The 13,657-nt window shown below is 70.5% G+C and carries 11 protein-coding genes; 5 read left to right on the plus strand and 6 right to left on the minus strand.

All coding sequences use genetic code 11. From position 1 onward, the window contains the following. The first annotated feature begins 461 nt into the window (after nucleotides 1-461). Nucleotides 462-2,195, plus strand: a complete 1,734-nt coding sequence (locus tag ACZ32T_RS06980; protein WP_467365768.1) for a chitinase — start codon at nucleotides 462-464, stop codon at nucleotides 2,193-2,195. Between the two features lie 75 nt (nucleotides 2,196-2,270). Here the strand turns inward: ACZ32T_RS06980 and ACZ32T_RS06985 are convergent, their stop codons facing one another. The 5 genes from ACZ32T_RS06985 to ACZ32T_RS07005 all read right to left on the minus strand — a co-directional run bounded on the left by ACZ32T_RS06985 (nucleotide 2,271) and on the right by ACZ32T_RS07005 (nucleotide 7,626). Beyond that, on the minus strand, nucleotides 2,271-3,575 hold the full coding sequence (locus ACZ32T_RS06985; protein WP_203182199.1) for an Nramp family divalent metal transporter: 1,305 nt from the start codon (nucleotides 3,573-3,575) through the stop codon (nucleotides 2,271-2,273). 218 nt (nucleotides 3,576-3,793) lie between these two features. Beyond that, the gene (locus ACZ32T_RS06990) at nucleotides 3,794-5,266 is read right to left on the minus strand and encodes a GntP family permease (protein ID WP_467268185.1); all 1,473 of its coding nucleotides are present in this window, start codon (nucleotides 5,264-5,266) and stop codon (nucleotides 3,794-3,796) included. A 135-nt stretch (nucleotides 5,267-5,401) separates the two neighbouring features. Next, a complete protein-coding gene (locus ACZ32T_RS06995) occupies nucleotides 5,402-5,812 on the minus strand; it encodes a RidA family protein (protein ID WP_104788630.1) in 411 nt (136 codons plus the stop codon). Between the two features lie 6 nt (nucleotides 5,813-5,818). After that, nucleotides 5,819-6,577 carry an IclR family transcriptional regulator gene (locus tag ACZ32T_RS07000; RefSeq protein ID WP_467268188.1) on the minus strand — a complete coding sequence of 253 codons (759 nt, stop codon included), beginning with the start codon at nucleotides 6,575-6,577 and terminating at the stop codon, nucleotides 5,819-5,821. Then, nucleotides 6,574-7,626 (minus strand): sugar kinase, encoded by a 1,053-nt coding sequence (locus ACZ32T_RS07005; RefSeq protein ID WP_467268190.1) that lies wholly within the window; start codon nucleotides 7,624-7,626, stop codon nucleotides 6,574-6,576. The genes ACZ32T_RS07000 and ACZ32T_RS07005 overlap by 4 nt, the downstream gene beginning before the upstream one ends. Nucleotides 7,627-7,734: 108 nt before the next feature. Here ACZ32T_RS07005 and ACZ32T_RS07010 point away from each other — a divergent pair, with 108 nt between their 5' ends. Both ACZ32T_RS07010 and ACZ32T_RS07015 read left to right on the plus strand, forming a co-directional pair. Further along, nucleotides 7,735-9,066, plus strand: a complete 1,332-nt coding sequence (locus ACZ32T_RS07010; protein ID WP_467268390.1) for an alanine racemase — start codon at nucleotides 7,735-7,737, stop codon at nucleotides 9,064-9,066. A gap of 114 nt (nucleotides 9,067-9,180) precedes the next feature. Then, nucleotides 9,181-10,806: an N-acyl-D-amino-acid deacylase family protein gene (locus tag ACZ32T_RS07015; protein WP_467365770.1), complete on the plus strand. Its 1,626-nt coding sequence runs from the start codon at nucleotides 9,181-9,183 to the stop codon at nucleotides 10,804-10,806. 79 nt (nucleotides 10,807-10,885) lie between these two features. On the opposite strand, the gene ACZ32T_RS07020 is transcribed toward ACZ32T_RS07015, so the two are convergent. Continuing rightward, the gene (locus ACZ32T_RS07020) at nucleotides 10,886-11,854 is read right to left on the minus strand and encodes an AraC-like ligand-binding domain-containing protein (protein ID WP_467268194.1); all 969 of its coding nucleotides are present in this window, start codon (nucleotides 11,852-11,854) and stop codon (nucleotides 10,886-10,888) included. A 490-nt stretch (nucleotides 11,855-12,344) separates the two neighbouring features. On the opposite strand from ACZ32T_RS07020, the gene ACZ32T_RS07025 reads away from it, so the two are divergent. Together ACZ32T_RS07025 and ACZ32T_RS07030 are read left to right on the plus strand one after the other, a co-directional pair. After that, nucleotides 12,345-13,109, plus strand: coding sequence for a hypothetical protein (locus ACZ32T_RS07025; protein WP_467365772.1), 765 nt, complete (start codon nucleotides 12,345-12,347; stop codon nucleotides 13,107-13,109). A gap of 68 nt (nucleotides 13,110-13,177) precedes the next feature. Further along, nucleotides 13,178-13,621: a hypothetical protein gene (locus ACZ32T_RS07030; RefSeq protein ID WP_467268198.1), complete on the plus strand. Its 444-nt coding sequence runs from the start codon at nucleotides 13,178-13,180 to the stop codon at nucleotides 13,619-13,621. Nucleotides 13,622-13,657: the final 36 nt, after the last annotated feature.

A 13,657-nucleotide genomic window follows, 5' to 3' on the forward strand; every position in this document is an offset into this window, starting at 1 on the left:
ACTTTAGCCACGTCGGACCAGGCAGAGAACAGATATCGGAACCCGGTACGAAGACGGTACGGCACAGGCGTTCGCTACACCTCCGTACGAAATCGGACGAAAGGCAAGCTGGTTAACTCCTGCACCACTGCGCAGAGTTACCCCGGCCCACCGGGTTTGAAATCCGGTGGAATTCGTCCGCCCACGTCAGCCCGGATTGCGGCCGGTTACCCCGCACCTCCGCGATATCCACTCCGTCACGCTCGACGCCTTCCGGCCGAGTCACCCGTGCGAGTGGGCCCGCGCGAGCGGGAGCCGTCACTCGAAGGTGAGCGCACCCTTGTCCCGCCCTCCCGACGCACCCGCCGTACGCATCAGGGGCGCCAGAGGTCTTGACAACTTGATTGGTCTGGACCAGTTTATCGGCCAACGGTGGCCACCGTTCCCGCCAGCACCCTCAACTCCCCCACCGGAGGCAGCAAGTGGAACGCTCCGCAGGCAGCAGCAGGCACAGAAGACGCCGGATCCGGCCGCTCCTCGGCGGGGCCGTCGCCGTGGTCGCGGCGGGGGCGCTGGGCGTCACCGGGCTCGCGAGCACCGCGCAGGCAGCCGATGTCAACGTGGCCAGGAACGCCGGATTCGAGTCCGGGCTCGCCAACTGGACCTGTTCCGGGGGCAGCGGGACCACCGTGACCTCCCCCGTGCACGGCGGATCGTCCGCGCTCAAGGCCACCCCGGCGGGCCAGGACAACGCCAAGTGCACCCAGAGCGTGGCCGTGAAGCCCAGCTCCACCTACACGCTGAGCTCCTGGGTACAGGGTGGTTACGCCTACCTCGGCGCGAGCGGCACGGGTACGACGGACGTCTCCACCTGGTCGCCCGGCTCCAGCAGCTGGACCCAGCTCAGGACCACCTTCACCACCGGCCCCTCCACCACCTCGGTGACCGTCTACACCCACGGCTGGTACGGCCAGGCCGCCTACGTCGCGGACGACGTCGAGGTGAGCGGGCCCGACGGCGGCGGTGGCACGGACCCGGGGCCCGCGATCCCCGGGGCCCCCGCCGGACTGGCCGTCGCCACGACGACGACGTCCTCCGTCACCCTGAACTGGAACGCCGTCTCCGGCGCCAGCGGCTACACCGTCTACCGGAACGGCGCGAAGGCGACCACCTCCACCGGCACCTCCGCGACGGTGACCGGTCTCGCGGCGGACACCGCGTACCAGTTCTCCGTCAGCGCGACGAACGCCGCCGGTGAGTCCGTCAGGTCGGCGACCGTCAGCGGACGTACGGCGAAGGCCACCGACCCGGGCCCCGGCCCGGTGACGTCGGTCCCCAAGCACGCGGTGACCGGCTACTGGCAGAACTTCGACAACGGCGCCACCGTCCAGAAGCTCAGCGACGTCCCGGCCGACTACGACATCATCGCGGTGTCCTTCGCGGACGCCACGGCCACGCCCGGCGCCGTCACCTTCAACCTGGACTCGGCGGGGCTGAACGGCTACACCGTCGACCAGTTCAAGGCCGACATCAAGGCCAAGCAGGCCGCCGGCAAGAACGTCATCATCTCCGTCGGCGGCGAGAAGGGGTCCGTCGCCGTCAACAGCGACGCCTCCGCCACCGCCTTCGCGAACTCGGTGTACGCGCTCATCCAGGAGTACGGCTTCAACGGTGTCGACATCGACCTGGAGAACGGCCTCAACTCCACCTACATGACGAAGGCCCTGCGCTCCCTGTCGTCGAAGGCGGGCTCCGGCCTCGTCATCACGATGGCCCCGCAGACCATCGACATGCAGTCGACGTCCGGTGAGTACTTCAAGACGGCGCTCAACATCAAGGACATCCTGACCGTCGTGAACATGCAGTACTACAACAGCGGTTCGATGCTGGGCTGCGACGGCAAGGTCTACTCGCAGGGCTCGGTGGACTTCCTCACCGCGCTCGCCTGCATCCAGCTGGAAGGCGGCCTCGCCCCGTCCCAGGTCGGCCTCGGCGTCCCCGCCTCCACGCGCGGCGCCGGCAGCGGCTATGTCGCCCCGTCCGTCGTGAACGCGGCACTCGACTGCCTGGCCAAGGGCACAAGCTGCGGCTCCTTCAAGCCGTCCAGGACCTACCCGGACCTGCGCGGCGCGATGACCTGGTCCACGAACTGGGACGCCACGGCGGGCAACGCCTGGTCCAAGGCGGTCGGCCCGCACGTCCACGGCCTGCCGTAACACCGGGGCCCCTACGGTCCAGCAGCGCCGCCGCTCCCCCGGCGGCGCTGCTGCGTGTCCTCGGACGCGCGGACGTCACCAGGGCAGGTCGATCACCTGCTTGACGCACAGCACGATGAACAGCAGCCCCGCGGCGCCGAGCATCCCGTTGCTCAGCCAGCCGTTACGCCATTCCCGCGGCGTGCGGGAGGAGTTGAGCAGCCACAGCAGGGTCAGGGCCAGGAACGGCATGAAGAACGCGCCCAGGACCCCGTAGCCGATGACCAGCCCGAAGGGCTCGTCCAGCCACAGCAGCGTCATCGGCGGGAACGTCAGCCAGAGCAGGTACGCGCGGAAGGGCACGGACCGCTCCTGCCGGCTGACGGTCTCACGGGTCGCCTTCTCCTCGCCCGTGACGCCGCGAGCGGCCCGGATCCGCTCCACGAAGTCGGCGAACATCAGGCTCACGCCGTGCCACACGCCGATGAGCGACGAGAACGAGGCGGCGAAGAACCCGACCAGGAAGAGCTTGGCGGTGCCCGCCCCGAAGCGGTCCTCCAGGATGTCACCGAGGTCGATCAGCCCCTGGTCGCCCTTCGTCAGCGCGATCTGCGAGGAGTGCAGCAGCTCCGCGCCGACGATGAGCATCGCGACGACGAAGATGCCGGTCGTGATGTAGGCGACCCGGTTGTCGATCCGCATCACCTTCATCCAGGAGGTGTCGGACCATCCCTTGGCGTTGACCCAGTACCCGTACGCCGCCATGGTGATGGTGCCGCCGACCCCGCCGATCAGGCCGAGGGTGTAGACCAGCGAGCCGTCCGGGAGGACGGGGAGCAGGCCCGCGAAGGAGGCGCCGATGTCCGGCGACACCCTGATCGCGACGTAGACCACGACGACGAACATCACGCCGATCAGGACGGTCATGACCTTCTCGAAGACGGCGTACTGGTTGAACCAGACGAAGACCAGGCCGACCAGCCCGGTGATGATCGCCCAGGTCTTCAGGCCGGGCCCGTCGGGGAAGAGCGCCACGATGGGCAGGGCGCTGGAGGACATGGCCGTCGCGCCGTACACGAAGCCCCAGATGACGACATAGACGGCGAAGTAGCCCGTGGTCCACCCGCCGAGGGTGCGCCACCCGTCGAAGAGGGTGCGGCCCGTCGCGAGGTGCCAGCGGCCCACGGCCTCCGCGAGGGAGATCTTGACGAGGCAGCCGATCACGGCCGCCCACATGAGGGTGTAGCCGAACTTGCTGCCCGCGATGAGCGTCGCGACCAGGTCCCCCGCTCCCACACCGGTGGCCGCGACGACGATGCCGGGCCCGATGTAGCGCCAGCTGGATTTACGCGGCCGGGAGCCGAGCTCCCCCGCCCCTGTGGTCTCGCTTGTCTCCGCCATGTCGATCAACGAAGCGCATCATGCCCGATCGCACAAGGGGGCGCGTCGCGCCTTTCGGGTCGGGCGCCTTTCGGGTCGGGCACCGCCGCGGTGTGCGCGCGTCACAGCCCGGTGCCGTCCCGTAGCCCCGGCTCTTCCCACGGGGCGGTGATCGGAAGGGCACCGGGGGCTCGGCGCTGTCGGCCGAGCCCCCGGGTGCGGGGACGAGGACGACGGCCTCAGATCACCAGACTGAGCGCCGCGGCGACCACGAACCCGGCGACCGAGAGGACCGTCTCCAGGACCGTCCAGGTCTTCAGGGTGTCGCGCTCGGAGATGCCGAAGTACTTCGAGACCATCCAGAACCCGCCGTCGTTGACGTGCGAGGCGAAGATGGAGCCCGCCGAGATCGCCATGATGATCAGCGCGAGGTGGGCCTGCGACATGTCCTGGCCCTCGACGAGCGGGACGACGATGCCGGCGGTGGTGACGATCGCGACCGTCGCCGAGCCCTGCGCGACCCGCAGCACGACGGAGATGAGCCAGGCGAGCAGGATGACCGGCAGACCCACGTCGTTGAAGGTGTCAGCGAGCGCGTCGGCGATGCCGCTGCCCTTCAGCACGGCTCCGAAGATGCCGCCCGCGCCGACGACCAGCAGGATGTTGCCGACGGGCTTCAGCGAGGAGGTGGAGACCGATTCGAGGGACTTGCGGGACCAGCCCCGGCGGATACCCAGCAGGTAGTAGGCGAGCAGCAGGGCGATCGTCAGCGCGACGAAGGGGTTGCCGAAGAACTCGACGACGGAGCGCAGGGTGGACGGGTCGAGCGCGATGGAGGAGAACGTCGCGGCCAGGATGAGGATCAGCGGCGTACCGATGATCGCGAGCACGGTGGAGAGCGGGACGGGCTTCTCGTGGGGGGTGACACCGGCGGCGCGCTGTTCGGCGACGACCGCGGCCTTGGCCTCGGCGGCCGCCTCGACCATGTCCTGCGGTACCTCGACGAAGATGCGCTTGCCGATCCAGGCGGCGTAGCCCCAGGCGGCGAGGACGGACGGGATGCCGACGACGGCGCCCATCAGGATGACCCAGCCGAGGGAGACGTTGAAGAGGCCCGCCGCGGCGACCGGCCCGGGGTGCGGGGGCAGGAACGCGTGGGTCATCGAGAGGCCGGCCAGCAGAGGCATCGCGTACAGGACGACCGACTTGCCGGAGCGCTTGGCGGCGGCGTAGACGATCGGCGCGAGGACGAAGATGCCGACGTCGAAGAAGACCGGGATGCCGAAGATGAGGCCGGTGAGGCCCATGGCGAGCGGGGCGCGCTTCTCGCCGAAGAGGTTCAGCAGGCGGGCGCTGAGGACCTCCGCGCCGCCGGACACCTCCAGGATGGCGCCGAGCATCGTGCCGAGGCCGATGATGATCGCGACGTGTCCGAGGATGCCGCCCATGCCGGATTCGATGACCGAGACGGCGGCCGACTTCTGGACCGTGCCGAAGAGTTCGGTGACGGAGAGTCCGGCACCCAGGCCGACGGCTATGGAGACGGCGAGCAGCGCGACGAACGGCTGCAGCCTGACCTTGATGATCAGGACGAGCAGGAGTGCGATCCCGAGGGCGGCGACGGTCAGCAGACCGGGCGTACCGCCGATCAGGAGGAGCAGCCCACCCGTGTGGGGTGGCGCCTCGGGGGCGGGGGCGGCGGCGAGCAGCATGAGCGGTCAACTCCGTTGGTGACAGGGTCCTTCAAGGCAGGGGGGAGCGCGGCACGGCGCCCCTCGGAGGAGGGGTGGGGCGCCGTGCCGTGGGGCGAGCGGTTCAGCCGGCCGGCGGGGCCGGGGGGCCGGTGATCAGCCGAGGACCGCGAGCGCGTCGATCTCGATGAGCAGGCCCTTGGGCAGGCCGACGTACACCGTCGTACGCGCGGCGGCGGGGGCCTTGAGGCCCTGCTCCTCGAAGTACTCGTTGTAGATGGCGTTCATCTCCGCGAAGTGGTCGACGTCCGTGAGGTAGACGCGCATCATCATCACGTCGTCCCAGCTCGCGCCGCCCTCCTCCAGGATCGCCTTGACGTTGGCGAAGGTCTGGAGGGTCTGCTCGCGCAGCGTCGGGCCGGCCGGGGTGGGGGCCTGGCCCTCCACGGCGGGGAGGAAGCCGACCTGACCGGCGACCTGGAGGATGTTCCCCTTCTTCACGCCGTGCGAGAACTTGGCGGGCGGGGCGGTGTGGGTGCTGGGGGTGAGGGCGGTCTTCTCGGTCATGGTGGTTCAGGCTTTCTTGGTGGGGGCGGTGCCGGAGTACTCCCGGCTGATGGTCTCCGCGGTGCGGCGTACCAGGGGGAGCAGGGTGAGGAGTTCCTCGGCCGTGACGACCACGTTCGGCGCGGACACCGACATGGCCGCGACGACGCGCCCGTCCGCGCCCCGGATGGGGGCGCCGACGCAGTTGATGGACTCCTCGTGGCCGCCGAGGTCGGTGGCCCAGCCCTGTTCGCGTACGACGGCGAGTTCCTTGAGGAAGGCGCCGGCGTTCGGGAGCGAACGGGACGTGTACATGGGGTAGTCGAGCCGTTCGGCGATGGCGCGCCGTTCGGGCTCGGTGAGGTCGGCGAGGAGCAGCTTGGCGACCGCGGCGACGGTGATCGCGACGGGTTTGCCGATCCGTGAGTACATCCGCACGGGGTAGCGGCTCTCGACCTTGTCGATGTAGAGGACCTCGTTCTCCTCGTACACCGCGAGGTGGACGGTGTGCCCGCACTGCTCGTTGAGTGCGACGAGGTGGCCGTGGGCGATCTCGCGGACGTCGAGGTTCTCGACGGCTTCCTGGGCGAGCGCGAAGAGCCGGGCGCCGAGGCGGTAGCGCTGGTCCTCCTGGCGGTAGACGAGTCCGTGCTCGTGGAGCGTACGGAGCAGGCGCAGCGCCGTGGACTTGTGGACGCCCAGGCGTACCGCGACCTGGCCGAGGTCGGCGGGGCCCTGGGCGAGCAGCGGCAGGATGCTCAGCGCGCGGTCGACGGTCTGGCTCATGTGACTCGTACCTCCTCGTTCGCCCCGCCGGCGGCTGTCCAGCCGGGGCCGAGACGAAGTGTGCCCCAGGCCTCGTCGTCCAGGGCGGCGAGCCGGTCGGCGTACGCCCTGGGCGGGGGGCCGGTGAGGTCGCCGGGGACGGTGAGGACGGCGGCGGCCATGAGGTGGCCGTGCCGGGCGCGGTCGCGTACGGGCAGGTCGCGCAGGGTGGCGGAGAGGAAGCCCGCGGCGAAGGCGTCGCCCGCGCCGACGGCGGCGACGACGTCGACGCGCAGCGAGGGGACGGTGGTGACGGTGTCCGTGCCGCTCCCGGTCCTGGAGAAGACCGTGGCGCCGTCCGGGCCCCGCTTGACGACGAGGACGTCCGGCTCGGGGAGGGCGGCGCGGACGGCTTCGGTGCCGTGGACACCCCAGGCCTCCTCCGCCTCGTCCTCGCCGACGAAGACGAGGTCGCAGCGGCGGGCGAGGTCGAGCAGGATCTCCGGGCCGGCCTCGCCGTCACGCCACAGGCCGGGGCGGTGGTTGACGTCGAAGGAGATCAGGGGGCGGCCGTCGCGGGGGGCGGTGAGGTCGTGGAGGAGGGCCAGGCAGTCGGCGGAGAGCGCGGCGGTGATCCCGGACAGGTGCAGGACGCGGGTGTCGAGGAGGTCCTCGTACGGCACGTTGTGCGGGGACATCGCGGAGGCGGCGGAGCCGGCCCGGTAGTAGGCGACCTCGTGGGTGTCGGTGGCCCGGTCCGTCGCCGTGCGGAAGTAGACGCCGGTGGGGCGGGACGGGTCCCGGCGGACGGCGGAGGTGTCGACGCCGTAGCCGGTGATCGTGTCGACGAGGTGGTCGCCGAAGCCGTCGGCGCCGACCCGGCCGACCCATTTCGCCCGGTGGCCGGCCGCGGCGAGCGCGCAGGCGACGTTGGACTCGGCACCGCCGATGCCCCGGCCGAAGGAGGGGACGTCGGCGAGGCGGCCCGGCTGCGAGGGCAGGAACGTCACCATGGACTCGCCGAGGCAGACGACGTCCGCGGTGGCTGTCCTGGCTGCGGATCCGGGCACTCTGGGCTCCTCGTGGTCGGTCGTCGGGCGCCGCTGGTCACCATTGACCCGGCATCGGCTCGGATGTTAGACAGCCTTGAGCGATATACGCAACGCCTGTTGCACATGATGCAACGACTAATCCCCGAGGAGATCCCCTTGGCCGCCGAGCAGTCCCCCGAACAGTCCGTGACGGCACTCGCCGGCGAACGGGTCGACCACCGCTTCAAGGCGCTGCCGCCGGACGCGGAGGGCCTCACGGTGGGCGAGCTGGCGGCCGAGCGCCGCAATCTGTTCACCGGTGGCTTCACCACCCCGGTGCTGGCCCTGTCGGCCGAGTCGACGGAGGCCAACCTCGCCCTGCTGGAGACGTACGCGGAGCGGCACGGCCTGGCCTTCGCGCCGCACGGCAAGACGTCGATGTCCCCGCAGCTCTTCGCCCGTCAGCTGGAGCACGGCGCGTGGGGCATCACCGCCGCCGTGCCCCACCAGGCGCGGGTGTACCGGGCCTACGGCATCACCCGGATCTTTCTGGCCAACGAGCTCGTCGACGCGGTGGCGCTGCGCTGGCTGGCCGGTGAGCTGGACGCCGACCCGGACTTCACGTTCGCCTGTTACGTGGACTCCGTGCGCGGCGTCGAGCTGATGGACGAGGCCCTGCGCGCGGCCGGTGCCGTGCGCCCGGTGGACGTCGTGGTGGAGCTGGGCGCGGGCGAGGGCGCCCGCACCGGCGCCCGCACGGAGGCCGACTGCGCGGCGGTCGCCGACGCGGTGGCGGCCACGTCCACCCTGCGGCTGGTGGGCGTCGCGGGCTACGAGGGCGAGGTGCCGGACGCCTCCCCCGAGCGCGTACGGGAGTGGCTGCGCCGACTCGTCGCGCTGGCCGCGGACTTCGACGCGGCCGGCCGCTTCGCCGCGCTCGCCGACGGTGAGGAGATCCTCGTCAGCGCGGGCGGCAGCGCGTGGTTCGACGCGGTCGCCGATGTCTTCACCGAGATCCCCGCGCTGAGCCGGCCCGTCCTCAAGCTGCTGCGCTCCGGGGCGTACGTCAGCCACGACGACGGCCACTACCGCCACCTCACCCCCTTCAACCGGATCCCCGGGGAGGGCGCGCTGCAGCCCGCCTTCCGCCTGTGGGCCCAGGTCGTCTCCCGCCCCGCGCCCGGACAGGCGTTCGTCAACGCCGGCAAGCGCGACGCGGCCTACGACCTGGACCTGCCCGAGGCGCAGGTCGTCCGCTCCGCGCGCGACGGCTCGGTGCGGCCGGCCACCGGAATCACCGTCAGCGGGCTGTCGGACCAGCACGGCTGGGTGCGTACCGAGGAGGGCGCCGAGCTGGAGGTCGGCGACTGGATCGGGATGGGCCTGTCGCATCCCTGCACGTCGTTCGACAAGTGGCAGCTGATCCCGCTGGTGGAGGCGGACGGCACGGTCACGGAGTACATCCGCACGTTCTTCTGATCCTCCGGGGGTTTCCCCCGCCCCGCCTCCTCCCGTAGCCGGGGGATCCGCCCCCGGGCCCCGCGCCTCAAACGCCTGCGAGGCCGGATTCGCTCCTGAAAGGCGAGCTACACCATGGACCTGGTCATTCGCAGCGCGGCCGTCGTCGACGGCACCGGTGCACCCTCCTACCGCGCCGACATCGGCATCACGGACGGCCGGATCGCCGAGATCCGCAGAGAGGGCGACGGCCCCCGCCTCTCCGCCGCCCGCACCCTGGACGCCGACGGCCTCGCGCTCTCGCCGGGCTTCATCGACATGCACGCGCACAGCGACCTCGCGCTGCTGCGCGACCCCGACCACAGCGCGAAGGCCGCCCAGGGCGTCACCCTGGAGGTGCTCGGCCAGGACGGTCTGTCGTACGCCCCCGCCGACGACCGCACCCTCACCGAGGTCCGCCGCTCCATCGCCGGCTGGAACGGCGACGGCAGCGACATCGACTTCGACTGGCGCACCGTCGGCGGCTATCTGGACCGCCTCGACCGCAACTTCGGCGGCGAGGGCATCGCCGTCAACGCCGCCTATCTCATCCCGCAGGGCACCGTCCGGATGCTCGCCGTCGGCTGGGACGACCGCCCCGCCACCGACGCCGAGCTGGTCCGCATGAAGGAGCTCGTCGCCCAGGGCATGGCCGAGGGCGCGGTCGGCATGTCCTCGGGCCTGACGTACACCCCCGGGATGTACGCGAAGGACGCCGAACTCACCGAACTGTGCCGGGTGGTGGCCGCGCACGACGGCTACTACTGCCCGCACCACCGCTCGTACGGGGCCGGGGCGCTCCAGGCGTACAAGGAGATGGTGCAGCTCACCCGTGACGCGGGCTGCGCCCTGCATCTCGCCCACGCCACCATGAACTTCGGCGTGAACAAGGGCAAGGCCCCCGAGCTCCTCTCCCTCCTGGACGAGGCGCTCGCGGCGGGCGCGGACATCTCGCTCGACACCTATCCCTACACACCCGGCTGCACGACGCTCGTGGCGATGCTGCCGAGCTGGGCGAACGAGGGCGGGCCCGAGTCGGTCCTGACCCGGCTCGCCGACGGGGCGACGGCCGAGCGGATCCGTCATGACGTCGAGGTCGTGGGGTCCGACGGGTGCCACGGCGTCCCGATCGAGTGGGACAGGATCGAGATCTCCGGCGTCGGCACACCGGAGCTGTCCGGGTACGTCGGCCGCACGGTGGCCGAGTCCGCCCGGCTGCACGGCGAGGAGCCCTGGGTGACGGCCCGCCGGCTGCTCGTCGGGGACCGGCTGGGCACGACGATCCTCCAGCACGTCGGCCACGAGGAGAACGTCCGGCAGATCATGCGCCACCGGGTGCACACCGGGGGCAGCGACGGCATCCTCCAGGGCGACAAGCCGCACCCCCGCGCGTACGGCACGTTCCCCCAGTACCTCGGCCGGTACGTACGGGAACTCGGCATCCTCACGCTGGAGGAGTGCGTCGCCCACCTCACGTCCCGGCCGGCCGCCCGCCTGCGCCTGCCGGACCGCGGGTACGTCCGCGAGGGCTACCGCGCGGACCTGGCCCTCTTCGACCCGGCCACGGTGGCGGCAGGCTCGACCTTCGACGAGCCGCGCACCCTCCCGGTGGGCCTCCCGCACGTCCTGATCGACGGACGCTTCGTCATCGAGGACGGCAAGCGGACGTCCGTCCTGGCCGGCCGGTCGGTACGGGGCACGGGCCGCGCCCGGACGGGCTGACGGCCTGGTGCGGGACGACGCCCCTCAGCCGGCGCGAGGTGCGCGCCGGCTGAGGGCGTGTGCCGACGCGCGGAGGCCCTCACGCGCGGGGGCGGGGGTGGTGCTGGTCGCGCCAGGCACGGGGTGAGACCTCGAATGCCCGTTTGAACACCTTGCTGAAGTGGGTCGCGTCCACGAAGCCCCAACTCCGGCCTATCGCCGCGATGGTCCGCAGCCGCCCGTTCGGGCCTGCCAACTCCCGCCTGCACTCGGCCAGACGGCGTGTACGGATCCAGTCTCCGAGGCTGATCCCCGACCGGGACAGCACGGCGTAGAGATGACGTACGGAGATGCCGTGTGCGGCGGCGATCCATGCCGCCGACAGATCGGGCTCAGCCAGATGCTCCTGGATGAAGTGCGTGATCCGCAGGCTGAGGCTCGCCTCCATCGGCCCTCTGGCCAGAGCGGTGTCGCCCTGCTGCGTGATCAGGACGGCGCGGAGCAGTTCGACGCTGGGTGTCACCACGGCGTCGGCCCGCGCACCCAGGTGCAGATCGTCGCTGAGGGCCAGTTGCGAGAAGTAGGTGAAGGCGAGGCGCGCGACGGGGTTGTCGGCTCCCATGGCGACCGTGCTCCCGTCCCGTAACAGCCGGTCGGGGAGCGCGAGTGCGGCGCGGGGGAAACGCAGGAAGTGGTGGTCGACCCCCTCGTCGAAGAGGAGTGTGTAGGGGGCGATCGATTCGTAGACGGCGAGTTCGCCCGGCCGCAGTACGCACTCGCGGCCGTTCTGCGCCACCAGGCTGGTGCCCGACACCTGAAGGCCGAGGAAGACGGCCGGCTCCTCGTCCTCCCGGGCCAGTTGCTCCGTCCGACGGATCGTGACCGCGGTCGCCCGCGCCGAGCAGATCCGGAGGGGCCCGACGGTACCGAGTCCTATGCGGACGGAGATGTCCTCAGCCGCAGGACCGTGGTCGATGTCGACCGCCACCACGGATTCCCACACCGCGTTCCGGACCACTTCCTCCCGGTCCCGCGACGGGACGTACGCCGTGTCCAGGACCGGGCTCATGCGGCAGACCTGCGTCCGCCCCGATCAAAGAGCCGCCCCGGTGACGCTTCGGTCCGTTGCCCCATGTCTCCCCCTCGGCGCGTCGTTCCTGACGTCAGTGTGTCGGGGGTCCCTTGCGCCGTGCAACGGGTTCGCCGGCGACACGCCGGGCCGTTCCTCGCTGCCGCGACGCCCTTGCACAACTGACAAAGTCCCCTGCGCGGACGACACATCTCGGATCCCGCGACGACCTTATGGTCCTTGAGTGAGTCCGGATGACAGGGCGTCACACAACCGCAGATACCCGAGGCCGAAAATGGCTCGTCCCCCAGGGAGCGTGCATCACATGAGGCGGACATTCTCCATATCCGCTGCCGCCTTGGCGGTTGCCTGCATCACGGCGGGCTGTGGTGCGGGGACAGATGTCACGACGGACTCGGCAAAGCCGCCGAAGAGGGACACCGTCACGATTTCGGACCGCGAACTCCGGGATCTGACCGCCCCCGAGGAGATGGAAATCGAGTACGCCGAGTACGCACTCGTCAAGAAGTGCATGGAGAACAAGGGGTTCTCGTACTGGGTGGGACCGGTGGCGGGTGTCGACGCCCGTAAGGCGGGGCGCTATGTGCTCGACGACATCTCATGGGCGAAGAAGTACGGCTACGGCCGGCCCTTCGACGAGGCGGCCGAGAAGGAGCGCGGCGAGCACCCCAACGTCCGGTTCCCCAACGCGCTCCCGAAGAAGGACCGCATCCGCTACAACACGGCTCTCAACGGCGATTACGACGACGTCCTGCGCGTGGACCTGCCCGCGGGCGGCACCGTCGAGACCCCCCGGAAAGGCTGCTGGGCCGGGGCCCGGGCCCATCTTTACGGAGACCTCGCGGACTGGTTCAAGGCAAAGAAGACCGTCACGAGCCTGACCCCGCTCTACGTTCCGCGCATCCTGGCGGACGAGCGCATGAAGAAGGCGATCAGTGCCTGGTCGCACTGCATGAAGCAAGCCGGCCGCCCTTTCTCCTCGCCGGACGAGATCCGCGAGAAGCGAATCGCGAACACTGCGGGAATGAGCTCGCGAGAGGCACAGGCCTACGAGGTCGAGTTGGCGGTGGCCGAGGCCACGTGCGCCGCGAAGACCGATCTCGGAAAGACCGCGCGCCGACTCGAGCGGGAATACCGGTCCACCCTGCTGAAGAAGTACGGCAAGGAGAATGCCGCCTACCAGCGCATGGGACTGGCCGCGCTCTCCCGCGCCCGGGATCTCACCGAAAAGTGACTCACAGGTTTCCGCGTCCCAGTTGGTCGCGGATGAATTCACACCGACACATGAAGGAGCACCACCTCATGCGTAAGGCCTTCGCTGCCCTCACGACCGTCGCCGTGGCATCCCTCGGCGCCCTTGTCCCCGCCACCTCCGCGCAGGCGGCGGACTGCTCCGACGCCATGGCCGGCGCGCTCTCCGGCTACATGTACGCGTACGACAGCACCAACTGCAACGGCCACCTCGGCCACGCGTCCGGCGACGACTCCAACTGGGGTGACTCCGCGCTGAGCTTCCAGGGCGGCGACACCAACAAGGCCTCATCGGTCCTGAACAACGGCAACAGCTACGAGGTCAAGTTCTACAACGGCACCGGCGGCAGCGGCGGGCACATCTGCCTCAGCCGGTCCGAGGGCTGGGCTTCCAGCCTCCTGGGCGACTCCTTCACCACCGGCGCCGCGGCGAACAACAGCATCAGCGGCCACGCCTGGTCCTCCGCCTCCAACTGCAGCAGGTGGGCGGTCTGATCCCTCCCGGCCCCTCCGCGCGCGTGGGCACACCAC

The organism is Streptomyces sp. NPDC023573, from assembly GCF_055559735.1.